The 23,995-nt window shown below is 73.9% G+C and carries 19 protein-coding genes; 13 read left to right on the forward strand and 6 right to left on the reverse strand.

The window, feature by feature from the left end; all coding sequences use genetic code 11:
* Window positions 1–85 precede the first annotated feature (85 nt).
* The 7 genes from IEZ04_RS00855 to IEZ04_RS00885 are packed head-to-tail and all read left to right on the forward strand — an operon-like array spanning window position 86 to window position 8,703.
* Window positions 86–880, forward strand: coding sequence for a TIGR03084 family metal-binding protein (locus IEZ04_RS00855; RefSeq protein WP_189214650.1), 795 nt, complete (start codon window positions 86–88; stop codon window positions 878–880).
* Window positions 880–2,562 carry an acyclic terpene utilization AtuA family protein gene (locus IEZ04_RS00860; RefSeq protein ID WP_189214651.1) on the forward strand — a complete coding sequence of 561 codons (1,683 nt, stop codon included), beginning with the start codon at window positions 880–882 and terminating at the stop codon, window positions 2,560–2,562. Before IEZ04_RS00855 ends, IEZ04_RS00860 begins: the two co-directional genes overlap by 1 nt.
* Complete coding sequence (locus IEZ04_RS00865) at window positions 2,559–4,157, forward strand: acyl-CoA carboxylase subunit beta (protein WP_189214652.1); 1,599 nt, start codon at window positions 2,559–2,561, stop codon at window positions 4,155–4,157. The genes IEZ04_RS00860 and IEZ04_RS00865 overlap by 4 nt, the downstream gene beginning before the upstream one ends.
* 10 nt (window positions 4,158–4,167) lie before the next feature.
* Window positions 4,168–6,036 carry an acetyl/propionyl/methylcrotonyl-CoA carboxylase subunit alpha gene (locus IEZ04_RS00870; RefSeq protein ID WP_189214653.1) on the forward strand — a complete coding sequence of 623 codons (1,869 nt, stop codon included), beginning with the start codon at window positions 4,168–4,170 and terminating at the stop codon, window positions 6,034–6,036.
* A 55-nt stretch (window positions 6,037–6,091) separates the two neighbouring features.
* Entirely contained in the window at window positions 6,092–7,258 is a 1,167-nt protein-coding gene (locus tag IEZ04_RS00875; RefSeq protein ID WP_189214654.1) for an acyl-CoA dehydrogenase family protein, read from the forward strand.
* Window positions 7,259–7,300: 42 nt separating this feature from the next.
* Window positions 7,301–8,038 (forward strand): enoyl-CoA hydratase family protein, encoded by a 738-nt coding sequence (locus IEZ04_RS00880; RefSeq protein ID WP_189214655.1) that lies wholly within the window; start codon window positions 7,301–7,303, stop codon window positions 8,036–8,038.
* Complete coding sequence (locus IEZ04_RS00885; protein ID WP_189214656.1) at window positions 8,026–8,703, forward strand: TetR/AcrR family transcriptional regulator; 678 nt, start codon at window positions 8,026–8,028, stop codon at window positions 8,701–8,703. The genes IEZ04_RS00880 and IEZ04_RS00885 overlap by 13 nt, the downstream gene beginning before the upstream one ends.
* Before the next feature lie 15 nt (window positions 8,704–8,718).
* On the opposite strand, the gene pdxH is transcribed toward IEZ04_RS00885, so the two are convergent.
* Window positions 8,719–9,462, reverse strand: a complete 744-nt coding sequence (pdxH, locus tag IEZ04_RS00890; protein WP_189214657.1) for a pyridoxamine 5'-phosphate oxidase — start codon at window positions 9,460–9,462, stop codon at window positions 8,719–8,721.
* A gap of 197 nt (window positions 9,463–9,659) precedes the next feature.
* Between pdxH and IEZ04_RS00895 the strand changes: the two genes are divergently transcribed.
* Window positions 9,660–10,778: a citrate synthase 2 gene (locus IEZ04_RS00895; protein WP_189214658.1), complete on the forward strand. Its 1,119-nt coding sequence runs from the start codon at window positions 9,660–9,662 to the stop codon at window positions 10,776–10,778.
* Between the two features lie 309 nt (window positions 10,779–11,087).
* Here IEZ04_RS00895 and IEZ04_RS00900 read toward each other — a convergent pair whose 3' ends face one another.
* Both IEZ04_RS00900 and IEZ04_RS00905 read right to left on the reverse strand, forming a co-directional pair.
* Window positions 11,088–12,479, reverse strand: coding sequence for a PAS domain-containing protein (locus tag IEZ04_RS00900; RefSeq protein ID WP_189214659.1), 1,392 nt, complete (start codon window positions 12,477–12,479; stop codon window positions 11,088–11,090).
* Between the two features lie 226 nt (window positions 12,480–12,705).
* Window positions 12,706–13,464, reverse strand: a complete 759-nt coding sequence (locus IEZ04_RS00905) for an SIS domain-containing protein (RefSeq protein ID WP_189214660.1) — start codon at window positions 13,462–13,464, stop codon at window positions 12,706–12,708.
* A gap of 337 nt (window positions 13,465–13,801) precedes the next feature.
* Here IEZ04_RS00905 and IEZ04_RS00910 point away from each other — a divergent pair, with 337 nt between their 5' ends.
* Together IEZ04_RS00910 and IEZ04_RS00915 are read left to right on the forward strand one after the other, a co-directional pair.
* Complete coding sequence (locus IEZ04_RS00910; protein ID WP_189214661.1) at window positions 13,802–14,494, forward strand: iron-dependent transcriptional repressor DtxR; 693 nt, start codon at window positions 13,802–13,804, stop codon at window positions 14,492–14,494.
* A gap of 553 nt (window positions 14,495–15,047) precedes the next feature.
* Window positions 15,048–15,974: an alpha/beta fold hydrolase gene (locus tag IEZ04_RS00915; protein WP_189214662.1), complete on the forward strand. Its 927-nt coding sequence runs from the start codon at window positions 15,048–15,050 to the stop codon at window positions 15,972–15,974.
* 20 nt (window positions 15,975–15,994) lie between these two features.
* Here IEZ04_RS00915 and IEZ04_RS34535 read toward each other — a convergent pair whose 3' ends face one another.
* Both IEZ04_RS34535 and IEZ04_RS00930 read right to left on the reverse strand, forming a co-directional pair.
* A complete protein-coding gene (locus tag IEZ04_RS34535) occupies window positions 15,995–17,608 on the reverse strand; it encodes an ABC transporter ATP-binding protein (RefSeq protein WP_229820765.1) in 1,614 nt (537 codons plus the stop codon).
* A gap of 99 nt (window positions 17,609–17,707) precedes the next feature.
* The gene (locus tag IEZ04_RS00930) at window positions 17,708–18,391 is read right to left on the reverse strand and encodes a bifunctional DNA primase/polymerase (RefSeq protein ID WP_373296230.1); all 684 of its coding nucleotides are present in this window, start codon (window positions 18,389–18,391) and stop codon (window positions 17,708–17,710) included.
* Between the two features lie 330 nt (window positions 18,392–18,721).
* Between IEZ04_RS00930 and IEZ04_RS00935 the strand changes: the two genes are divergently transcribed.
* The gene (locus IEZ04_RS00935) at window positions 18,722–20,107 is read left to right on the forward strand and encodes an NsdA family TPR-like regulatory protein (RefSeq protein ID WP_189214664.1); all 1,386 of its coding nucleotides are present in this window, start codon (window positions 18,722–18,724) and stop codon (window positions 20,105–20,107) included.
* Between the two features lie 130 nt (window positions 20,108–20,237).
* Entirely contained in the window at window positions 20,238–21,620 is a 1,383-nt protein-coding gene (locus IEZ04_RS00940) for a hypothetical protein (protein ID WP_189214665.1), read from the forward strand.
* Between the two features lie 79 nt (window positions 21,621–21,699).
* Here IEZ04_RS00940 and IEZ04_RS00945 read toward each other — a convergent pair whose 3' ends face one another.
* Window positions 21,700–23,046, reverse strand: coding sequence for an ABC transporter substrate-binding protein (locus IEZ04_RS00945; protein ID WP_189214666.1), 1,347 nt, complete (start codon window positions 23,044–23,046; stop codon window positions 21,700–21,702).
* 171 nt (window positions 23,047–23,217) lie between these two features.
* On the opposite strand from IEZ04_RS00945, the gene IEZ04_RS00950 reads away from it, so the two are divergent.
* The gene (locus IEZ04_RS00950; RefSeq protein WP_428838052.1) at window positions 23,218–23,664 is read left to right on the forward strand and encodes an SCO4402 family protein; all 447 of its coding nucleotides are present in this window, start codon (window positions 23,218–23,220) and stop codon (window positions 23,662–23,664) included.
* Window positions 23,665–23,995: the final 331 nt, after the last annotated feature.

Here is a 23,995-nt window from a genome sequence, read left to right on the forward strand (position 1 = left end):
CGGCGTATGGAACCCCTTGATCGCGCGTCACCGATTCATGCAAGCACGCTTGCTTGTTTCCGGACCCGCTGCCATGCTCCCACCCATGGCCGACCCGACGCCCGTGCTCGACGACCTGCGTGCCGAGAGCGACGAACTCGACCGTCTGGTGAGCGACTTGGCGCCCGAGCGCTGGGTGCTCCCGACCCCCGCCGCCGGCTGGACCGTGGCCCACCAGATCGCCCACCTCGCCTGGACCGACCACGCGGCCCTGCTCGCCGTCACGGACGAGGACGGCTTCCGCGTCCTGGGGGAGAAGGCCCTCGCCGCGCCGCACTCCTTCGTCGACGAGGGGGCGCAGGCAGGTGCGCAGGCGCCGCCCGCCGAGCTGCTCGCCACCTGGCGGCAGAGGCGCGCCGCCCTCGACCACGCCCTGCGCACCGCCTCGCCCGGCGCCCGTTTCCCCTGGTACGGGCCGCCGATGTCCGCCGCGTCCATGGCCACCGCCCGGCTCATGGAGACCTGGGCGCACGGGCTGGACGTCACCGACGCGCTCGGTGCCACCCGCGCCGCCCCCACCGCCCGGCTGCGCCACATCGCCCGGATCGGCGTACGCGCGCGGGACTACGCCTTCTTCGTACGAGGACTGCCCGCACCCGCCGACGAGTTTCACGTGAAACTCGTCGGCCCGGACGGTGACGTATGGACGTACGGCCCCGAGGACGCGCCCCAGCGCGTCACCGGCCCCGCGCTCGACTTCTGTCTCCTGGTCACCCAGCGCGCCCACCGCGCCGACCTCGCCGTACGGGCGTCAGGCCCCGACGCCGACCGTTGGCTCGACATCGCCCAGGCCTTCGCGGGGCCGCCGGGAGCCGGACGCGCGCCGAAGGGTGCTCTCTGATGGCCGTCGCCCCCTTACGCATCGGCAACGCCTCCGGCTTCTACGGCGACCGCTTCGACGCCGTGCGCGAGATGCTCACCGATGGCCCGCTCGACATCCTGACCGGGGACTACCTCGCCGAACTGACCATGCTCATCCTCGGCCGGGACCGGCTGAAGGACCCCGGAGCCGGGTACGCCCGCACCTTCCTGCGGCAGATGGAGGAGTGCCTCGGACTGGCGCACGAACGGGGCGTGCGCATCGTCACCAACGCGGGCGGGCTCAACGCCGCGGGCCTCGCCGACGCCCTACGGAAGCTCGCGGACCGGCTCGGCGTCCCGGTGCGCGTCGCGCACGTCGAGGGCGACGACCTCAGTCCGCACCATCCAGACGCCCTCGCAGCCCATGCCTACCTCGGCGGGTTCGGGATCACCGCCGCCCTGCGCGAGGGCGCGGACCTCGTCGTCACCGGGCGGGTGACCGACGCGGCGCTCGTCTCCGGGCCCGCCGCCGCGCACTTCGGCTGGGCCCCGGACGCGTACGACCGGCTCGCGGGCGCCGTGGTCGCCGGGCACCTGCTGGAGTGCGGGGCCCAGGTCACCGGCGGCAACTACGCGTTCTTCCGGGACGGCGACGTACGGCGGCCCGGCTTCCCGCTCGCCGAGATCCACGAGGACGGCACCGCGGTCGTCACCAAGCACGACGGCACCGGCGGCTTCGTCGACACCGGCACCGTGACCGCCCAGCTCCTGTACGAGACGGCGGGTGCCCGGTACGCGGGGCCCGACGTCACCGCCCGGCTGGACACCGTACGGCTCACGAGGGAAGGACCGGACCGGGTCCGGATCGGCGGGGTCCGGGGCGAGGCCCCGCCACCCACCCTCAAGGTCGGCCTCAACCGCCTCGGCGGCTTCCGCAACGAGGTGACCTTCGTCCTCACCGGACTCGACATCGATCACAAGGCCGACCTGGTCCGGGAACAGATGGCGGACGCGCTCGCCACGTCCCGCCCCGCCGACGTGCGCTGGGACCTGGTCCGCACCGACCGCCCCGACGCCCCCACCGAGGAGACGGCGAGCGCCCTGCTGCGGCTGGTGGTGCGGGACCCGGACCAGCGGACGGCCGGGCGCGCGCTGAGCGGGGCCGCCGTGGAGCTGGCGCTGTCCGGCTACCCGGGCTTCCATGTCACGGCGCCCCCGGGCAGGGGCGTCCCCTACGGCGTCTTCGAGGCCGCGTACGTCCCGCAGGACGCCGTCGGTCACACGGCCGTCCTCCACGACGGCCGTCGCGTCCCCGTCGCGCCGCCCCGGGACACCGTCGCGCTGGAGGACGTACCGCAGCCGCCGCTGCCCCCGCCGCTGCCGCCGGGGCCCGTCACCTGTGCCCCCCTCGGCCGCGTCGCCGGAGCCCGCAGCGGCGACAAGGGCGGTGACGCCAACGTGGGGGTGTGGGTGCGGACGGACGACGCCTGGCGGTGGCTCGCGCACGAGCTGACGGCCGGCCGGTTCCGGCAGCTGATCCCCGAGAGCCGCGATCTGCCCGTCACCCGCCACGTCCTGCCGAACCTGCGCGCCCTGAACTTCGTCGTCCACGGCCTGCTCGGCGAGGGCGTCGCCGCGCAGGCCCGCTTCGATCCGCAGGCCAAGGCCCTCGGCGAGTGGCTGCGCTCCCGCCACCTGGACATACCGGAGATCCTGCTGTGACGGTCCTTCCCACTTCCCTGGACACCACCGGACCCGACTACGCCGCCCACCGCGAGGCCATGCTCGCCAAGCTCGCCGAGCTGGACGCCGAGCACGCCAAGGCACTCTCCGGCGGCGGTGAGAAGTACGTCGAGCGGCACAGACGCCGCGGCAAGCTCCTCGCCCGCGAGCGCGTCGAACTGCTCCTCGACCCCGACACGCCCTTCCTGGAGCTGTCCCCGCTCGCCGCCTGGGGGAGCGAGTACGCGGTGGGGGCGTCGATCGTCACCGGGATCGGGGTCGTCGAGGGCGTGGAGTGCGTGATCACGGCCAACGACCCGACCGTACGCGGCGGCGCCAGCAACCCCTGGACCCTCAAGAAGGCCCTGCGCGCCAACGAGATCGCCCTCACCAACCGGCTGCCCTGCATCAGCCTGGTCGAGTCCGGGGGCGCCGACCTGCCCGCCCAGAAGGAGATCTTCATCCCGGGCGGCGCGCTCTTCCGCGACCTGACCCGGCTGTCCGCCGCCGGGATCCCCACCGTCGCGGTCGTGTTCGGCAACTCCACCGCCGGCGGCGCGTACGTGCCCGGGATGTCCGACCACGTGATCATGGTCAAGGAGCGGGCGAAGGTGTTCCTCGGCGGGCCGCCGCTGGTGAGGATGGCGACGGGGGAGGAGGCCGACGACGAGTCCCTCGGCGGTGCCGAGATGCACGCGCGCGTGTCGGGCCTCGCCGACCACTTCGCCGTCGACGAGCGCGACGCCCTGCGCCAGGCGCGGCGCGTCGTCGCCCGTCTCAACCACCGCAAGGCGTACGCCGACCCGGTCCGTGTCGTGCCGCCCCGGTACGACGAGGACGAACTGCTCGGCATCGTCCCCGGCGACCTGCGCACCCCCTTCGACCCGCGCGAGGTGATCGCGCGGATCGTCGACGGCTCCGACTTCGACGAGTTCAAGCCGCTGTACGGGACCAGCCTGGTGACCGGCTGGGCCGGGCTCCACGGCTACCCGGTCGGCGTCCTCGCCAACGCCCGGGGCGTGTTGTTCAGCGCGGAGTCGCAGAAGGCCGCCCAGTTCATCCAGCTCGCCAACCAGCGCGACGTCCCGCTGCTCTTCCTGCACAACACCACCGGCTACATGGTCGGCAAGGAGTACGAGCAGGGCGGCATCATCAAGCACGGCGCGCTGATGATCAACGCGGTGAGCAATTCGCGGGTGCCGCACCTGTCCGTGCTCATGGGCGCGTCCTACGGCGCCGGTCACTACGGCATGTGCGGGCGCGCGTACGACCCGCGCTTCCTGTTCGCCTGGCCCGGCGCCAAGTCCGCCGTCATGGGCCCGCAGCAGCTCGCCGGCGTGCTCTCCATCGTCGCCCGGCAGTCCGCGGCCGCGAAGGGGCAGCCGTACGACGAGGAGGGCGACGCCGCGCTGCGCGCCATGGTGGAGCAGCAGATCGAGTCCGAGTCCCTGCCGATGTTCCTGTCCGGGCGGCTGTACGACGACGGGGTCATCGACCCGCGCGACACCCGCACCGTCCTCGGCCTGTGCCTGTCCGCGATCCACACCGCACCCTACGAGGGCGTCCGGGGTGGCTTCGGCGTCTTCCGGATGTGAGGGACCACCGATGATCGCCACTGTCCTCGTCGCCAACCGGGGCGAGATCGCCTGCCGCGTCTTCCGCACCTGCCGTGAGCTGGGCATCCGGACGGTCGCCGTCTACTCGGACGCCGACGGGAACGCCCTCCACACGCGTGTGGCGGACGCGGCGGTGCGGCTGCCGGGAGCGGCGCCCGCGGACACGTACCTCCGCGGCGACCTGATCGTGAAGGCCGCCCTGAGCGCGGGCGCGGACGCCGTGCACCCCGGGTACGGCTTCCTGTCGGAGAACGCCGGCTTCGCGCGGGCCGTCACGGACGCGGGGCTGGTCTGGATCGGGCCGCCCCCGCAGGCGATCGAGGCGATGGCGTCCAAGACCCGTGCGAAGCGCCTGATGGGGATCGAGCCGCTCACCGGGGCCGACGACATCACCGAGGCCGACCTGCCCGTCCTGGTGAAGGCCGCCGCGGGAGGCGGCGGGCGCGGCATGCGGGTCGTCCGGCGGACGGCGGACCTCGACGCCGCGCTGACGGCCGCGCGCGCGGAGGCCGCGAGCGCCTTCGGGGACGGCGAGGTGTTCATCGAGCCTTACTTCGAGGGTGACGCGGGCGGCCGCCACGTCGAGGTGCAGATCCTCGCCGACACCCACGGCACCGTTTGGACGCTCGGCACCCGCGACTGCTCCCTCCAGCGCCGCCACCAGAAGGTCGTCGAGGAGGCACCGGCCCCCGGCCTGACCCCCGGGCTCGTCGCCGAACTGGAGGGGACGGCCGTACGGGCGGCCCGGGCCGTCGGCTACGTGGGCGCCGGCACGGTCGAGTTCCTGGTCGCCGGGGGCCGGGCCCACTTCCTGGAGATGAACACCCGCCTCCAGGTCGAACACCCCGTCACCGAGGCCGTGTACGGCGTCGACCTGGTCGCCGAGCAGATCCGTGTCGCGGAGGGCCACGCCCTGGAGAAAGATCCTCCCCGCGCGCGCGGGCACGCCGTGGAGGCCCGGCTGTACGCCGAGGACCCGGCCCGCGACTGGGCCCCGCAGACCGGCCGCCTGCACCGCCTCGACGTCCCGGACGTCCGCCTGGACACCGGTTACACGGACGGCGACGACATCGGCGTGCACTACGACCCGATGCTCGCCAAGGCCGTCGCCCACGCGCCCACGCGCGCGGAGGCCGTGCGCAGGCTCGCCGGCGCCCTGGAACGCGCCACGGTCCACGGCCCGGTCACCAACCGCGACCTCCTCGTCCGCTCCCTGCGCCACCCGGAGTTCACGTCCGGCCGCATGGACACCGGCTTCTACGCCCGGCACCTGCCGGAACTGACCGCCCCCGCCCCGGACCCGTACGCCCCCCTGGCCGCCGCCCTCGCCGACGCGCGCAGCGGCCCCCGGTCCCGCTTCGGCGGCTGGCGCAACGTTCCCTCACAGCCGCAGACCAGGCGCTACGCCATGGCGGGACAGGAACACGAGGTCCACTACCACCACACCCGCCGGGGCCTCACCGCCGACGGCGTCCGCGTCGTGCACGCCGAGGCCCGCCGCGTCGTCCTGGAGGCCGACGGCGTCCGGCGCACGTACGAGGTGACCCGGTACGACGACCGGGTGTACGTGAACAACACCGAACTCACCGCCCTGTCCCGCTTCCCCGACACGACGGCCCGGCAGGAGCCCGGCTCCCTGCTCGCCCCGATGCCCGGCACGGTCGTACGCCTGGCGGACGGCCTCACCGAGGGCGCACGGGTGGAGGCCGGCCAACCGTTGCTGTGGCTGGAGGCGATGAAGATGGAGCACAAGGTCTCGTCCCCGACGTCAGGCACGCTGACGACCTTGAACGTGAGCGACGGCCAACAGGTGGAGCCCGGCGCCTTACTGGCGGTGGTGCGGGAAGACGCCCCGTAAGGGGCGCGGGGAACTGCGCGACAAGCCACGGACAAGCCGCACCCGAAGGAGCCCCATGCCCCCCTCGACCCTCATCGAAGAGAACGAGCACAAGACACTCCGCGAAGCAGTGGCCGCCCTGGGAAACCGCTACGGCCGCCCCTACATCACCCGCGTCACCAGAGAGCACGCCCACCCCGACGAACTCTGGACCGAAGCCGCCGAGCTGGGCTTCCTGGGCGTCAACCTGCCGGAGGAATACGGCGGCGGAGGCGCCGGCATCACCGAACTCTCCATCGTCCTGGAGGAACTCGGCGCCGCGGGCTGTCCCCTCCTCATGCTCGTCGTCTCCCCGGCGATCTGCGGCACCGTGATCGCCCGCTTCGGCACGGACGCCCAGAAGCGGCGATGGCTCCCCGGCCTGGCGGACGGCACCCGCCTCATGGCCTTCGGCATCACCGAACCCGACGCCGGCTCCAACTCCCACCGCATCACCACCACCGCCCGCCGTGACGGCGCCGACTGGGTGCTCACCGGCCGCAAGGTGTTCATCTCCGGCGTCGACCGGGCCGACGCGACCCTGATCGTCGGACGCACCGAGGACGCCCGCACCGGCCGCCTCAAGCCCTGTCTGTTCATCGTGCCCCGGGACGCCGAGGGCTTCGAGCGGCGCCCCATCGACATGGAACTGAAGGCGGCTGAACGGCAGTTCGAGCTCGTCCTGGACGACGTACGCCTCCCGGCGGACGCACTCGTCGGCGACCAGGACGCCGGCCTGCTCCAGCTCTTCGCCGGGCTCAACCCGGAACGGATCATGACCGCCGCCTTCGCGACCGGCATGGGCCGCCACGCGCTGGCCCGGGCCGTCGAGTACGCCCGCGACCGCACCGTGTGGGACACCCCCATCGGCGCCCACCAGGCCGTCGCGCACCCGCTCGCCCAGTCCCACATCGAGCTCGAACTCGCCCGCCTGATGACACAGAAGGCCGCCCGCCTGTACGACGCCGGGGACGACACCGGCGCGGGGGAGGCCGCCAACATGGCCAAGTACGCCGCCGCGGAGGCCTGTGCGAAGGCCGTCGACCAGGCGGTGCACACCCTGGGCGGCAACGGCCTCACGGCCGAGTACGGACTCGCCTCCCTCGTCACGGCGGCGCGGGTGGCCCGTATCGCCCCGGTCAGCCGGGAGATGATCCTCAACTACGTCTCCCACCGGACCCTCGGCCTGCCCAAGTCGTACTGAGTACCTGAGTACCTGAGTACCTGAGCACCGCAGGAGGCACCCGTGACGGAGACGGTCCGCCGTGCGCATGCGCGCGGGATCACCACCCTCACCCTCGACTCCCCGCGCCACCGCAACGCCCTGTCGGCCGCGCTCGTGGCCGGGCTGGCGGACGCGCTCGACCGGTGCGGCGCCGACCCCGCCGTACGCGCCGTCGTGCTGACCCACACCGGCGGCACCTTCAGCGCGGGCGCCGACCTGCGCGACCCACCGCCCCCGCAGGCGCTGGTCGCGCTGTTGCGGCGGATCGTCGAGCTGGACAAGCCGGTGGTGGCCCGGGTCGCCGGGCACGTCCGCGCGGGCGGCCTCGGTCTGCTCGCCGCCTGCGACATCGCCGCCGCCTCCACCGCCGCGACCTTCGCCTTCACCGAGGTCCGCATCGGCGTCGCGCCCGCCGTCATCTCCCTGCCGCTGCTGCCCCGCACCGATCCGCGCGCCCTGGCCCGGTACTACCTCACCGGCGAGCACTTCGACGCCGCCGAGGCGGCCCGCATCGGACTGGTCACGGCGGCCGGCGACGACGTGGACCAGGTACTCGCGCCCGTCCTCGACGGGCTGCGCCGGGCCTCGCCCCAAGGTCTGGCCGAGACCAAACGGCTGCTCACGGCTAGGGTGCTGGAGACCTTCGACCGGGACGCGGACGTCCTGACCGCGCTCTCGGCCCGGCTGTTCTCGTCCGCGCAGGCCCGAGAGGGGATGACGGCCTTCCTCGAACGACGGGATCCGACATGGGCGCTGTGAGCACGAACACGGTGACGGACGCGGGCACGAAGACGGACACGGACGCGGGCACGGGCACGAACACGGACGCGGGCGGACGTACGGCCAAAGGCCCCAAGCAGGACCGCAGCCGCGCCACCCGCAGGCGTCTCCTCGAAGCCGCCGTCGCCTGTCTCGCCGAACGCGGCTGGGCGGGCTCCACGGTCTCCGTCGTCGCCGAACGCGCGGGCGTCTCCCGGGGCGCGGCCCAGCACCACTTCCGTACCCGCGAGGACCTGTTCACCGCGGCCGTCGAGTACGTCGCCGAGGAACGTTCCGCCGCGCTGCGGACCCTCTTCCCCCAGGGCGCCGCCGACCGCCGGGACGTGGTGGCCGCCCTGGTCGGCCTCTACACCGGCCCGCTGTTCCGCGCCGCCCTGCACCTGTGGGTGGCCGCGACCGACGAGGAGCAGCTGCGGCCCCGGGTCACCGAACTGGAGGCGCGCTTCGGCCGCGAGGCCCACCGCATCGCCGTCGACCTGCTGGGTGCCGACGAGTCCGTGCCGGGTGTGCGCGAGACCGTGCAGGGCCTCCTCGACATGGCCCGCGGCCTCGGGCTCGCCAACCTCCTCACGGACGACACCGGCCGCCGCGACCGGGTGGTCGCCCAGTGGGCCGTCCTCCTGGACGAGAGCCTCGGCCGCTGACGGGCCGGCCGGGAGTCAGGGACTGAGCCGCTCCACCCGCCACGACCCGTCCGGCTCCGCCACGTACCGCAGCCGGTCGTGCAGCCGGTTCTCGCGCCCCTGCCAGAACTCCACCGTCCGCGGCGCGACCCGGAACCCGCCCCAGTGCGGCGGCACCGGCACCTGCTCGCCCTCCGGGTAGCGGGTGTGCAACTCCTCGTACACCACGTCCAGTTGCGCCCGGGACCGGATGACCGATGACTGCTCGCTCGCCCACGCGCCGAGCTGTGAGCCGTGCGGCCGGGTGCGGAAGTACGCCGCCGTCTCGTCCCGGCCGGTACGGCGCGCCGTACCGGAGACGATCACCTGGCGGGCGATCGCGTGCCAGGGGAACAGCAGGGACACGTACGGGTTCTCGGCCAGGTCACGGGCCTTGCGGGAACCGTAGTTGGTGTAGAAGACGAAGCCCCGCTCGTCGTACGCCTTCATCAGGACCGTACGGGAGCTCGTCCGTCCGGAGGCGTCCGCGGTGGAGACCACCATGGCGTTCGGCTCGAACACCGCGCCCTCGGCCGCGGCCTGCCGGAACCAGCGCTCGAACTGTTTCATGGGGTGGCCGGCCAGCTCGCTCTCGTCGAGCCCTTCGGCCCGGTACTGCTCGCGCATCGCGGCCGGGTCCGGGGCCGGAACGGGGAGCCGGGACGCCTGGGAAGCGGGATCTCGGTCGTTCACATGGTCATCCTGCCGTACGGTCGCGGCGCGCGTGGATGGGTTCCCCATCCTTTCCTGGCACTCAGTGCCGCGATGACTCCCGGAATCTGGCACTCAGTGTTATCGTGCTGCAACCGTCCCGGTGGGTGACCGCCCGGCGCACGGGGCATCTTCGGGATACCGCTGCGGACCACGCGTCCCGCACCGCTTCACCACCCCCCACTCCCCACCCCACCAGCCGCACACACGCCGTGAGGAGCCGCCTGATGTCCGACTTCGTACCCGGACTCGAAGGAGTCGTCGCGTTCGAAACGGAGATCGCCGAACCGGACAAGGAGGGCGGCGCACTCCGGTACCGGGGCGTCGACATCGAGGACCTGGTCGGCCACGTCTCGTTCGGCAACGTCTGGGGCCTGCTCGTCGACGGTGCCTTCAACCCCGGCCTGCCGCCCGCCGAGCCGTTCCCGATCCCCGTGCACTCCGGTGACATCCGCGTCGACGTCCAGTCCGCGCTCGCCATGCTCGCCCCCGTCTGGGGCCTCAGGCCGCTCCTCGACATCGAGGAGGAGGAGGCCCGCGACGACCTCGCCCGGGCCGCCGTCATGGCCCTGTCGTACGTCGCCCAGTCCGCCCGCGGCCAGGGACTGCCCATGGTCCCGCAGCGCGAGATCGACAAGGCGCGGTCCATCGTCGAGCGCTTCATGATCCGCTGGCGTGGCGAGCCCGACCCCAAGCACGTGGCCGCGGTCGACGCGTACTGGACGAGCGCCGCCGAGCACGGCATGAACGCCTCCACGTTCACCGCGCGCGTGATCGCGTCGACGGGCGCGGACGTGGCCGCCGCGCTCTCGGGCGCCGTGGGGGCCATGTCCGGCCCGCTGCACGGCGGGGCGCCCTCCCGCGTCCTCGGGATGATCGAGGAGATCGAGCGCACCGGGGACGCCGGGACGTACGTCAGGCGCGCCCTGGACCGGGGCGAGCGTCTGATGGGCTTCGGGCACCGCGTCTACCGCGCCGAGGACCCCCGCGCGCGCGTGCTGCGCCGTACCGCCCGCGAACTGGGCGCGCCCCGCTTCGAGGTCGCCGAAGCCCTGGAGAAGGCGGCGCTGGAGGAGCTCCACAACCGCCGCCCCGACCGCGTCCTCGCGACCAACGTGGAGTTCTGGGCGGCCATCGTCCTCGACTTCGCCGAGGTGCCCGCCCACATGTTCACCTCGATGTTCACCTGCGCCCGCACGGCCGGCTGGTCGGCGCACATCCTGGAGCAGAAGCGCACCGGCCGTCTCGTACGCCCCTCCGCCCGCTACGTCGGGCCGGGCACACGCGACCCGAGGGAGATCGCGGGCTACGAGGACATCCCCGATCTCGCGGACCTCACGCGCTGACCGTCCGCCGACGGGAATCCGCCGGCCCGCCGGGCAGCGGGCAGCCCGCCGGGGAAGCAGACGACCCGCAGGCTCTGGGTCCGTGCCTCGCGGCGCGGAGCCGGCCGGACGTACCGGCGAGCCTGCGGGTCGGGTGAACTGCTTGGGATTGGGCCGGCTGCGCGTACGTCTCACGCGCTGGTCCGGCACCGCACTGCACGTGGTGCCGGGCCGCTAGCCCGCAGCCACCTCACGCGTCCGGGTTTCCATCATTTACCCGATCACCTCCCTTCTGTGTATCCGCCACCTTAGGAAGCCGTCCCGGATCGTTCAACCGTTTTTTTCCGCGGCCAGTCCGGCCAGGTCCAGCGCCGCCGCGATCCGGGCCGCGACGTCCTCCGCGTACAGGGTGTCGGCGCGCTCGAACCGGGCGCGGCCGGAGGTGCGCAGGAAGGTCACGACGCCGAGGGTGCGGCCCCGGCTGCGCAGGACCACGCACAGGGCGTGCACCGTGTCCGCCGGCCACTGCCGGGCGGTGGCCCAGGCACGGGTGGTCTCGGGCGACGCCGTGCCCGCGCCGACGCGTACGGAACCGGTGCGCTGGACGCTCTGCAGGGCGGGGTGCCCCTCCGGGTAGCGGACCGGGATGCCGGCGTGACCGGTGAGGTGGGTGGGGCCGGGCGCCCCGGAGGGGGTGGCGGCGACGCGCACGAGCCGTACGGGTGCTTCGTCGTCCGCCCCGGCGTCGCGCTCCACCACCCGGTCGATCAGCGCGTGGTCGGCGAAGCCCGCGAGCGCGTAGTCGAGGTGGACGGTGGCGGCCTCCGCGGGATCCTCGCACTCGGCGGCGGCGCGGGCGGCCCGGTAGAGCTGGTGGGTGCGGAAGCGCAGCTGGGAGGACTCCTGCTCGCTCTGCCGGGACTCGGTGATGTCCTGGAAGAGCCAGCCGACGCCGAGCGGGACGGGCTGCTCCGCGAGCGGCGAGGCGAGCCGCAGGAAGCCGCTGCGCCAGCAGCGCCGCTTCTCGCCCTCGGGGGTGCGCACCCCCACCCAGATCTCGGTGGGCGCGGGCGGCGCGCCCTCGGCGAGGACGTGCGTCAGGACGCTCTCCAGTTCCTCCACGCCCTGGGTGAGCAGCTCCCCCAGGGGGCGTCCGAGGGCGGCCGTGGGCCCGATGGCGAGCGCGCGGGCCGCGTGGGCGTTGACGACGGCGGGCCGCAGGTCGGCGTCGACGAGGACGACACCCCAGCTCGCGTCCTCGAACAGCGCCTCGCTGAGGGCGATGGACCGCTCCAGGTCTATCTGCGCGTGCACCTCGCTGAAGGCGCAGTAGACGCCCGCGGGCTTGCCGTCCGCTCCCCGTACGCCCGCCGACTGGGTGCGCACCAGGACCCGTCCGCCGTCCTTGGTGAGCAGCGCGAACTCGTGGACCTGGCGGCCGGGCGCGTGCATCGCGCCCAGCAGGCGCGCCTCGACCTCCGCCGCGTCCGCGGTCCGCACGGCCCAGCCGGCGAACCCCTGGCGGCCGACCGCCTCGGCGGCGGTCCAGCCGAGGATGCGCTCGGCCTCGCGGTTCCAGTGGGTCACCCGGCCGTCGGCGTCGAAGGCGCACAGCGCCGCGTCCATGCCGTCGAGCAGCGCGGCCAGCAGGTCGGCCCCGTCGCGCTCGGGCTCGTCCGGTCCGAGTTCGTCCGTGGTCCCCCTATGCCGGGAAGCACTCACCCTGAACCCCCTGCACGCTGCGTCCGCACGTTCGGCGCGACGGTTCGCTCCTTCGCAATCATTCAACTTGAACGCGACTCCGCACACAGCGGGTTCCCGCAAGTTCTGAGGAATTCCAGAGGTGCTCGCCGTGGCGTTCACCGGGCGGGGCGCACGCTGGGCACGCGTGGGGCGTCCGCCCGGAGCCCGCCGGTGCCGTCCGAAGCCCGCCGGTGCCGTCCGGAGCTCAGCGGCGCCGGTAGAAGATCCGGTCGCCGTACTCGTCCTGGACGCGGTCGTTCCAGTCGAGCCCGCCGTCCACGTTGCCCGAGCGCAGCAGCGGGGGCTCGACGCCGCGGGCGGCGAGGGTGCCCGCGGCCGTGGCCATGACCGCCTGCAGGAGCGCGGTCGTGACGACGGTGGACGCGGGTGCGAACGGGGCCGCCACGCCCTCGGCGGTGAGCTCCGCGTCCCCGGGCGCGATCTTGGAGTCGAGGACGATGTCGCAGTGGTCCTTGAGGAACGTGCCGGACCCGTGCCGTGACGTGGTCTGCGCGGCGTACGCCACCGAGGTCACGCCGATGACCTTCACCCCGCGCGCGCGGGCGCCGGAGGCCATCTCGACCGGGAGCGCGTTGCGCCCGGAGAGGGAGACGACCACCAGGAGGTCGCCGGCGCGCAGGGGGCCGGCGTCCAGGACGGCGGTCGCCAGCCCGGCCACCCGTTCCAGCGCGGAGCCGAGCGTCGCGGGGACCACGTCGACTCCGGTCACGCCCGGCACCGTCAGCAGGTTCATCAGGGCGAGGCCGCCCGCGCGGTAGACGATGTCCTGGGCGGCGAGCGAGGAGTGCCCGGCGCCGAAGGCGAAGAGCCGGCCGCCGCCGGTCACCGTGCCGGCGATCAGCTCACCGGCCGCCGCGATCGCCCCCGCCTCCTCCTCGCGCACCCGCCGCAGCAGGTCCGCCGCCGCGTCGAAGAACTGCTCCGCCAGCGTGCCGTCGCCCATCCGCGCGGGTCCTTCCGCTCCGGTGCTCCCCGTCATGTCGCGGATCACGTTGCGGTCTGGACCAGTGGGCTGTCAATACGGCCGGACGCGGTCCGCCGGGGCGGCCGGAACCGTGCGGGGCACCGGCGCGTTCGACGGACGGGGACGGCGCCGTCCCACCCCCGTACAGGTGTACGGTCGGACCGGCCCTGGGGCCTCTGTGGCCACGGGTGCTGCGATGGAGCCGCCTTCCGACGGCGCGGCACGGTTGTCAGTGGTATCCGGCAGAATTGAATGCAGGGCCAGCGCACACGCCGAGGAGCCGCAGAGCCCTCGGCAATCTCATCGAGGGGCACGTATGTCCGGACTGATCGACACGACGGAGATGTATCTCCGCACCATCCTCGAACTGGAGGAGGAAGGTGTGGTCCCGATGCGCGCCCGGATCGCCGAACGGCTCGATCAGAGCGGCCCGACGGTCAGCCAGACCGTGGCGCGCATGGAGCGCGACGGCCTGCTGGCGGTCGCCCCGGACCGCCACCTGGAGCTCACGGAGGAGGGGCGCCGGCTCGCCACGCGCGTGATGCGCAAGCACCGCCTCGCCGAGTGTCTGCTCGTCGACGTGATCGGCCTGGAGTGGGAGCAGGTGCACGCCGAGGCCTGCCGCTGGGAGCACGTGATGAGCGAGGCCGTGGAGCGGCGGGTGCTGGAGCTGCTGCGCCACCCGACCGAGTCGCCGTACGGGAACCCGATCCCGGGCCTGGAGGAGCTGGGCGAGAAGGGGCCCGTGGACCCGTTCCTGGACGAGGGCATGGTGTCGCTGGCCGACCTCGACCCTGGGCTGGAGGGCAAGACGGTCGTGGTGCGGCGCATCGGCGAGCCGATCCAGACGGACGCGCAGCTCATGTACACGCTGCGCCGCGCGGGCGTGCAGCCCGGCTCCGTGGTGAGCGTGACCGAGTCGGCGGGCGGGGTGCTCGTGGGCAGCAGCGGCGAGGCCGCGGAGCTGGAGAACGAGGTCGCGTCCCACGTGTTCGTCGCCAAGCGCTGACGGCCGGGCGGCGACGGCCAGGCCCTGACGGCCGGGCGCCCGGGCACCGGCAGGCAAGATCCAGTACGCCGAATCGCAGCGCTCCGGGCGTTCCCGTGCGAGGCTTGCGCATGAGGCATATGACTGGGAACTCCTGGCCGCTCGCGGCGGTGTCCCGGCGGCCGGAGAGGGGGCGCGAGATGTGCCGCGTAGACGTGGAAGGGCCCCGGCGCCGTGTGGCGCCGGGGCCTGTCCTCCCCTGTGCCGACCCGGAGCCCCGAGCTCTCAGGGTCGTATCCCCCGGACCGTTTTCCCCGAGCGGTCCGCCCCCCGCTGAAGATCTCCCCTCGGTGGCAGCGGGCAATCCTTGAGCGGGGTCACTCGAACGAGGGGTGTTGCCGTCAGGAACGCCATTATCGAAAACTTTTTCGATAAAGTGTCCCGCCGGAGCGGCGCATCGAGCACGACAGCAGGACCAGCACGCAGGAGCACAAGCACAGAACGACAGCGGTGAGAAGCGGACCGGCCGGCTCGAGCGGGAGCGAGCGGTCCGAGCGGAGCCTGGGGGGTGCCAATGGTGCGACGCATCGACGTGACCGGAGCGGGCGGCCTGCGTCTCGCTGCCTGGGAGTTCGCCGACCCGCCCAAGGAGGACCCGCAGGGAGGGGACCTGCCGGGCGTGCTGTTGCTGCACGGTCTGATGGGCCGTGCCTCGCACTGGGCGTCCACCGCCCGCTGGCTCTCCGAGCGGCACCGCGCCGTCGCGCTCGACCAGCGCGGTCACGGACAGAGCGGCAAACCGGCCGAGGGCGAGTACACGCGCGAGGCCTACGTCGACGACGCCGCGGCCGCCCTGGAACAGCTCGGCCTCGCCCCGGCCGTCGTCATCGGCCACGCCATGGGCGCGCTGACCGCCTGGCAGCTCGCCGCCAAGCGCCCGGAACTGGTGCGCGGGCTGATCATCTGCGACATGCGGGCCTCGGCGCTGGGCGCGGCCTCGCAGCGCGAGTGGGAGAACTGGTTCGACGCCTGGCCCCTGCCCTTCGCCACGCTCGCCGACGTCCGCAAGTGGTTCGGCGAGGACGACCCCTGGGTGGAGCGCCGCAACGCGGCACGCGGTGAGTTCTACGCCGAGGTCATGCACGAGTGCCCGGACGGCTGGCGCCCCGTCTTCTCCCCCGAGGTGATGCTCAGGTCCCGCGAGGCGTGGGTGTACGACGCCCACTGGGAGGAGCTGGCCCAGGTACGGTGCCCGACGCTCGTCGTACGCGGCCTCGACGGCGAGCTGGGCCGCGCGGAGTCCCAGGAGATGGTCCGCGTCCTGCCCCGCGGGGAGTACGCGGAGGTCGCCGACGCCGGCCACCTCGTCCACTACGACCAGCCGGACGCCTGGCGCACGGCCATCGAGCCCTTCCTGGACGGCCTCCTCGACCCCCGCGACCCCTGGGACCTGGACGACGCACCCGGGCACGCCCCCGAACACCCCGAGGGCGAGGAGTAGGACGGGCCCGTCCGCACGGTTCACCCCCTGCCGACCGCGGCCAGGATCTCCGGCAGCCGCCGGGCCGTCCGCGGCGCCGCCAGCCGCAGGCCGGCGAACCCGACACCCGCCCCGTACGCGGTGCCCAGCGGCAGCAGCAGCCATGTCCGGGCGGTGCCGCCCGGGACGAGGTGCAGCCAGACGGTCAGGGCGATGACGGGCAGACACAGCAGGGCCGCCGCCACCATGCCGCCGAAGACCGGGATCCAGGCGAGGCCCGCCTGCCCCGGGGTGACGTTCTTGTGGCCCTCCTGCGGGACGGGGTACGGGAAGCGGGCCGAGGACCAGGCCCCGGTGGCCAGCATCGCGCCGAGCAGCGCGAAGGAGAGGCCCAGCGCACCGGGCAGCGCGGGCCAGTCGCCGAGCATCGCGGTGGTCAGGACGGTCACGAGCGTCGCGTACGGCAGGCTGATCACCAGCAGGGCGAGCGCCCGGCCGCGCAGCTCGACGTACGCGTCCCGGGGCGAGGCGATGGTCAGCGCGACCATCCAGAACGCGGACGCGTCCGGCCCGAACTGGTTGTACATCTGGACGCCGAGCATCCCGGCGGCGAAGCACGCGAACCAGACCGAGCCGGTGTTCTGCAGGGCGTTGAACACCGGCACGATCAGGCCGATCGCCAGCGAGGTCACCCAGGCCGTCCTGGTCCTCGGGTCGCGCCACGCGTACCGCAGACCGCGCTCCACGGTGGCGCCGGTACGCCCCTGGGGCAGGAGACGGCCGGGGCCCGCCGGGCGCGACCGGTGCCGCACCTCCCGCGCGTCCTGTCCCGCGGCCGGCAGGGTGGAACCGTCCGGCGAGGTCATCAGCCGGGCGAGGCGGCACGTCCGGTCCAGGTCCGGGCCGGCGTCCCGGCCGGTCGCGCCGACCAGTTCCGGGAAGGCCCGCTGGAGCGAGGGCGCGTCCCCCCGTACCTCCGCGAGCGGGCCGTGCGCGCGGACGCGGCCGGCGGCCATGACGGCCACCCAGTCGCACAGCGACTCGGCCAGTGCCATGACGTGGGAGGAGAGGACGACGGTGGCGCCCGACGCGGTGTACCGCTCCAGGACACCGCGGATGACCTGCGCCGAGACGGGGTCGACCCCCTCGAACGGCTCGTCCAGGAAGAGGATCTCGGGACTGTGGAGGAGGGCCGCGGCGAGACCCAGTCTCCTGCGCATGCCGGGCGAGCAGTCCACGAGGAGTTTGTGCCGGGCGCCCGCGAGGTCGAGGACGTCGAGGAGCCGGGCGGCACGCCGGTCGGCCTCGGCCCCGGGCAGACCGCGCAGTCCGCCCGTGTACGCGAGGAGTTCCCGCCCGGAGAGCCGCTCGAAGAGCCGCAGCCCCTCGGGGAGGACCCCGATGCGGGACTTCACCTCGACCGGGTCCCGCCACACGTCGAACCCGGCGACCTCGGCGGTGCCCTGGTCGGGGCGGAGCAGACCGGTGAGCATGGACAGGGTGGTCGTCTTGCCCGCCCCGTTCGGCCCGACCAGGCCGATGCAGCGGCCCGCGGGCAGCTCCAGGTCGATACCGGCGACGGCGACCTGCTCGCCGAACCGCTTCGTCAGGCCCCGCACGCGTACGGCGACCGCACCCGCTGAACCCTCACTCATACGATCACGATACGAGGGTTGCGCCCCTCAGGGACGCGGGGAACTGCGTGACCGGCCACGGCGATCCCGCAGTCACGTACCGGACCGTGAGCGGAACGCCTACCGCCGCCCGTCCCGCCCGCACGCGTACGCCAGCGGGGAGATGAGCTCCTCCGCGTCCGGCAGCCAGCGGTTCGCCGCGGTGGGGCGGCGCGCCCACTGCACCGGGCCCCGGGTGCCGTACCGCGTGGGCGGTGCCGCCACGTACTGGCCCTCGCCGAGCGTGGTCAGGTCGAGGGTCAGCGGGGACCAGCCCAACTTCCGTACGAGATCCGGCACCTTCACCGAGGCGCCGGGCAGCACGAAGAACTGCATGCGCCGGTCCGGTGTCCAGGTCACCGGACCGAGGGTGAGATCCATGCGCTCCATCCGGGCCAGCGCGAGGAGTCCGGCGCTCTCGGGCACGTCGATGGCGTCGAACGTGTGGCCGGTCGGCAGCAGGATCGAGGCGTTCGGCTGCTCGGACCACATGCGGCGCGCGACGGTCGCGCTGCCCGTCGCCCGGGTCGCCCAGTCCTCGCCCGCCGGGTGGGCACCGGGGACGGCACAGGCCGACTGGCCGCACGAGCAGACCTGGACGCCGTCGACGGTCTCCAGCCAGGTCCCGGGGAACACGTCCCAGTGGCGCTCTTCGGCATAACGTACTGCGGCTTCCAGGAGCGATTCGCCGCGCTGAACCGGAATTTGGGCAGCTTCAGGGCCCGCGATGGTCTCTTCCACGATGAACACAACTCTAGCCGTCATCAGGGGTTACGGATGTCGCGTGCGCGGGGGAGGAGCACCGTTTCGGCGTCCGGGGCGCATGGGTGCACACGTGGGGGCGCGCGGGAGGAAGAACGGCAGACGCCGGGTAACCACGTACGGGGGACGGTAGCTGCCTTTACCCCGGCAATCCTCGTAAGTCTCGCATTCTCGGTATGTCCGCGGGGCATTGATCGTCAAGGCCGGGTCCCGCCGGCGCGTACGGCGGTGAGGAACGCGGGTGCCCGCCGGGTGCCGCCGACAGGGAACGGCCGGTGAAGGCACGTCAACTCGGTGCGCGGGCAGGCACCGCAGCCACAGGGGGTACACACCATGGCCGCAAGGCCTCTCGTCGCCAGGCAGCCGAACGAACGGCTCCAGGCGCTCATCCAGGAAGCGGGCTGCTCCAACGCGGGGCTCGCCCGCAGAGTCAACATGTGCGGCGCGGAGCACGGTCTCGACCTGCGCTACGACAAGACGTCCGTGGCGCGCTGGCTGCGCGGACAGCAGCCGCGCGGGCGGGCGCCCGGCATCATCGCCGAGGCCCTCGGCCGCAAACTGGGCCGTACCGTCACGATCGACGAGATCGGCATGGCCAACGGCAAGAACCTGGCCTCCGGTGTCGGCCTGCAGTTCTCGCCGACCGTGCTCGGGGCCATCGAGCAGGTCTGCGAGCTCTGGCGCAGCGACGTCGGCCGCCGGGACTTCCTCTCCGGGTCCTCGGTCGCCGCCTCCGCGCTGGTCGAGCCGAGCCGGGACTGGCTGATCTCCCTGCCGGACCCGCAGGTGGCGCGCTCGGCCGGGCCGCGGGTCGGGGCCGCCGACGTGGCGGCCGTGAAGTCGATGACCCAGGCGCTGACGGACCTCGACCACACCTACGGCAGCGGGCACGTGCGCCCGGTGGTCGTGCACTACCTGAACAGCGTGGTCTCCGGGCTGCTGGCCGGCTCGTACCGGGAGGCCGTCGGGCGGGAACTGTTCGCGGCGGTCGCCCGGTTGACGGAGCTCGCCGGGTACATGGCCGTCGACACCGGTCAGCCGGGGCTCGCCCAGCGCTACTACATCCAGGCGCTGCGGCTCGCGCAGGCGGCGGGCGACCGCGGGTACGGCGGGTACGTCCTGGCCGCGTCCATGAGCCACCTGGCGGCGCAGCTCGGCAATCCGCGGGAGATCGCGCAACTGGCGCGCGCGGCGCAGGAGGGGGCGCGGGGGCGCGTCACTCCGCGCGCGGAGTCCATGTTCTACGCCGCGGAGGCGCGGGGGCACGCGCTGATGGGCGACGCGAAGGCGACCCAGCAGGCGGCCGGGCGCGCGGTCGAGGCCCTGGAGGGGGCCGACGCGAAGTCCGGTGACGACCCGGTGTGGATCCGGCACTTCGACGAGGCGTACCTCGCCGACGAGCTGGCGCACTGCCACCGCGACCTGGGGCAGGCCACGGCGGCCGCGCGGCGCGCCGAGGAGGCCCTGGCGGGGCACCCCGAGTCCCGGGCCCGGCGGCGCGCCATCGGACTCGTCCTGCTGGCCACCGCGCAGGTGCAGCAGCGCGACGTCGAACAGGCCTGCCACACGGGCCTGCAGGCGGTCGAACTGCTCGGCACCGTGCGGTCGGGCCGCGGCGCCGACTACCTGGAGGACTTCCAGCAACGGCTGGAGCCGTTCCGTGACGAGGCGGTGGTACGGGAGTTCGGCGCGCGGCTGGAGCTGCAGACCGCGGCCTGAACGGGCGCCGGGGGCACGGGTGATGACCGTGCCCCCGGTGATCCGGGAGGGGGCTTCGGGGGGACCTCGTCACGCGGACCCGGTAGCGTGGGCCGACGATGTCGGCAGGTCCCCATCAGGAGGAGTCCCGGTGACGCAGAGTGGACAGGGCGGGGAGCCCTCGGCGCGGATACCGCGCGAAGGCGTCGTGCTGCCCTCCGACGGCGGTGCGCCCCTCCTCCCCGGTGAGCAGGCGGTCGTGGCCCCCGGCCGGACCTGGGACCAGCCCTGGAGCCCGGGCCCGTCGGCGGCCCAGGAGCCGCCGACGCAGCACTGGGACGCGCGGGGGTGGGATGCGTCACAGCCCCCGGAGCAGCCACGGATGCCCGCGCAGCAGCAGACGCCGCCGGCACCGCCGGGTGCGGGACCGCTGCCGCCCGAGGGGGCGCGCTCACCCCGGCCGCTGCCGTACGGCACCGAGTCACCGGCGTACGGAACGCAGTACGAGGCACAGGGGCACGCGGCGCAGGGGCACGCGGCACAGGCGTACGGAACGCCGCCGCACGCCGCCGAGGCCGCCACCCAGTACATACCGCCGGTCGGCCCGGGCGCCCTGCCGCCCGAGATGCCCGCCGCGCCCGGGCCGGACGCCCAGGCCACGCAGTACCTCCCGCCCGTCCCGGCGCAGCAGCAGCCGGGTGCCGCGCCGCCGCAGCGCACCCCCCCGGACGTGTTCGACAACCTGTTCCGCAGCGAGCCGGGCGACGCCGCGGCCGGGCCCGCCCAGCGGCCGCACCCGCAGGCCGCCGGGGACGGACGGGGGGCGCAGGGCCCCAGACCGCCCCACGCGGCGGCCGGTGGCCGGGCCGCCGCCCGCCGTGACACCGACCGCGGGCGCACCGGCTCCCGGGTGCCGCTGATCGCGGCCGTCGGCGTCGGCATCGCCGCGCTCGGCATCGGCGCGGGCGCCCTGCTCGGCAGCGGCGACGGCGGAGGCGGCGACGGGCAGAAGCAGAGCGTCGACCCGGCCGTCGCGGCGGCCGCGTCCGACCCCGCGTCGGCGTCACCGGACACCGACCCGGCGAAGGAACAGGCCGTCGCCCTGGACCAGTTGCTGGCGGACAGCGGCGACAGCCGGGAGAGCGTGATCAACGCGGTCGGCGACGTCAAGGCGTGCAAGGACCTCGACCGGGCGGCCGCCGATCTGCGCGACGCCGCACAGCAGCGCAGCGACCTCGTCACCCGGCTGTCGGAGCTCTCCGTCGACAAGCTGCCGAACCACGCCGAGCTGACCGCCGCGCTCACCAGCGCCTGGAAGGCCTCCGAGTCCGCCGACAACCACTACGCCGCCTGGGCCGACCAGGCCGCCGGCAAGAAGGGCTGCCGCAAGGGCGAGGCGCGCACCACCGGCGAGACCCGGGCCGGCAACAAGGCCAGCGCCACGGCCAGCGCCGAGAAGGAGAAGGCCGCCGAGCTGTGGAACGCCATCGCGGCCGACCACGGCCTGACCCGGCGTCAGGCGTCCCAGCTCTGACCGTGCCCCGCGGGGGCGCGGGAGTGCGCGACCGGCCACAGCACGCCGGCGTGTGCGGCACCGGGCCCCGGCGGAGCGCCTAGCCGGCGTTCTCCAGTGTCTGCCGCACGTTCACGAAATCCTTCCGCGCGGCCACCAGCCGGCCGTCGCGTACGACCTGGAAGGTGACGTCGGAGTTGACCAGGCGCGGGAAGTCACCGGCCGCGATGAGGTCCTCGAAGCGCCAGCGCAGCGTCGGCGTGAGCCCTCCCGTGGTCACCTCCAGACCGTCGTCGAGGGCCCGCCGGATGCTGCGCGCGCTGATCTCCTCCTCGCCCAGCTTCTCGACGACCGCCTCGAACACGGTGTACGCCACCCACGTGGTCTGCACCCCCGGGTCCGAGGCGTCGATGCGGTTGTCACCGAAGGCGTGCTCGTCGATGACCTCGTTCATGGTGTTCCAGCGCGCGTCGGTCTCCTCCGGGTACCAGCCGGTGACGTACGCCCCCTCGTACGGCCCGGAGCTGCCGCCGGTGGCGTCGAGCCGCGACTGGTCGACGCTGCCGAGCACGGAGCCGATGCGCACCTCGGAGGAGTCGTCGCGGACGCGCCGGAAGGAGTCCATGAAGGTGTCGGTGCGGTCGCCGAGCGAGGGCACCACGCACCCCGTGCTGCTCGTGTCCGACGTGGCGCGGGCCAGCGCCCGCCCGGCCGCGTCCGTGTACGAGGTGGCGTCCTCGGCGGCGAGCTGGTCCGTGACGGCGGCGTGCTCCCCGGTGCGCAGCCCGGCGTCGAGGAGCACCGGCATGGTGTCGCCGACGACCGAGTCGGGGCGGACGAGGACGACGGTGCCACAGGCGTCGGCGAGCTGCTCGCCGAGACCGGCCAGGAGCGAGAACTGGCCGCCGTTGACCGGGTAGGAGATCGAGCTGGTGAACTCGTCGGAGGTGACGCCGTAGCCGCCCATGTACGGGATGCCCGCCGACTCCAGGGGGGAGAGGAAGGAGCGGCCGTGCTGGCTGTACGAGCCGACGACCGCGACGGCGCCCTCGTCGACCGCGCGCTGGGCGCACGCCGCGGCGCCCACGGCTTCGTTGTCGTCGTTGCAGGTCAGGACGCGCAGTTCGCGGCCGTCGAGGCCGCCCCGGGAGTTCACCCAGCGGGCGTAGGCCTGGGCCATGGCGGGCATGCCGGGCTTGTTGGTGGCGGCGGTGTCCTCCGGCGCCCACGTCATGACGGTGATCGGCTCGTCCGTGCCGCCCCCCGAGGTGCCGGGGACGACACCGCAGCCGACGGCGAGCGACGCGCAGGCCGCGAGGGCGCCCGCGGACAGCACGGAGGTGCGCGTGCCGCCTCTCCGTGCTGCCCGCCCGCGCGGTGCGTGGCCCTCCGGGACGGGCCGGGTACGGACGGGGAGGAAATTGCGCAAGTGTCGCTTGCCGGTCATGAAAGCGCACGATTCCGCCACACCGCCAACCGGGGAGTGACGAGCGGTCAACGCGAGGTGGCCGGGAGGTGAATTGCGGGGGTCGTGGGCCGCGGCCGTGCGAGGAACGTACGATCGGTGGTCGTGCAAGGTGCGGACAACTCTTCCCGTCGCGGCCGTCGCTCATCCACCATGGGCGGCATGCCACTGAACGACATGCCGTGGTGGCGCTGGCGCAGCAATGTGCGCTCCGCGCTGCACATGCTCTCCGACCCGGTGTTCCAGCGGGACGTCTGGCTGGCCGGTGTCGACGGATACGGGGACGTCACCGACGCCGTCTACCGGCTGGTGGAGGACACCTGGCTGGACAACTGGTCCGCGGAGAAGTACGTGGGCACGATATTCCGTGACTCCCAGGAGGCGGCCCTCGTGGACACCGCCGTGCTGCGGGTCCTGCGGATCATGCACCAGGTCGGACCGGACGCGCCGGTGGCCGCCTACCTGGAACACCACGCGTGGCCGGAGGCGGTCCGGGCGGCCCGCGACGCGCACGTACGCATGGCGGCGAGCGACGCCGAGGACCCGGACACACCACCGCGGACGCTCGAGGTGCTGCGCATCATGACGCGGACGGGGTAGGGGCGGCGGACTGGGCCTGCCGGGAAGGGGGCCCGCCGGGACGGGGCCCGCCGGACCTGGCACCCGCCGGGAAGGGGGCCCGCGGGGCCGGGGGCCCGCCGGGACGGGAACCTGCGGGGCGGGGCTTGCGAAACTGAGGGTCCGCCGGGACGGGGCTTGCCCCGGTGGACTGGGCCTGCCGGGACCGGGGGCCCGCGGGGCGGGGCTTGCCGGAGTAGGGGTCCGCGGAATCGGGCGTCCGCCGGTACGGGGCTCGTCTCGGTGGAGTGGGCTTGCCGGGACCGGGGGCCCGCGGGGCCGGGTGTCCGCCGGGCCGGGGGCCCGCGGGGCG

Source organism: Streptomyces ruber, from assembly GCF_014648075.1.
Taxonomy (GTDB): domain Bacteria; phylum Actinomycetota; class Actinomycetes; order Streptomycetales; family Streptomycetaceae; genus Streptomyces; species Streptomyces ruber.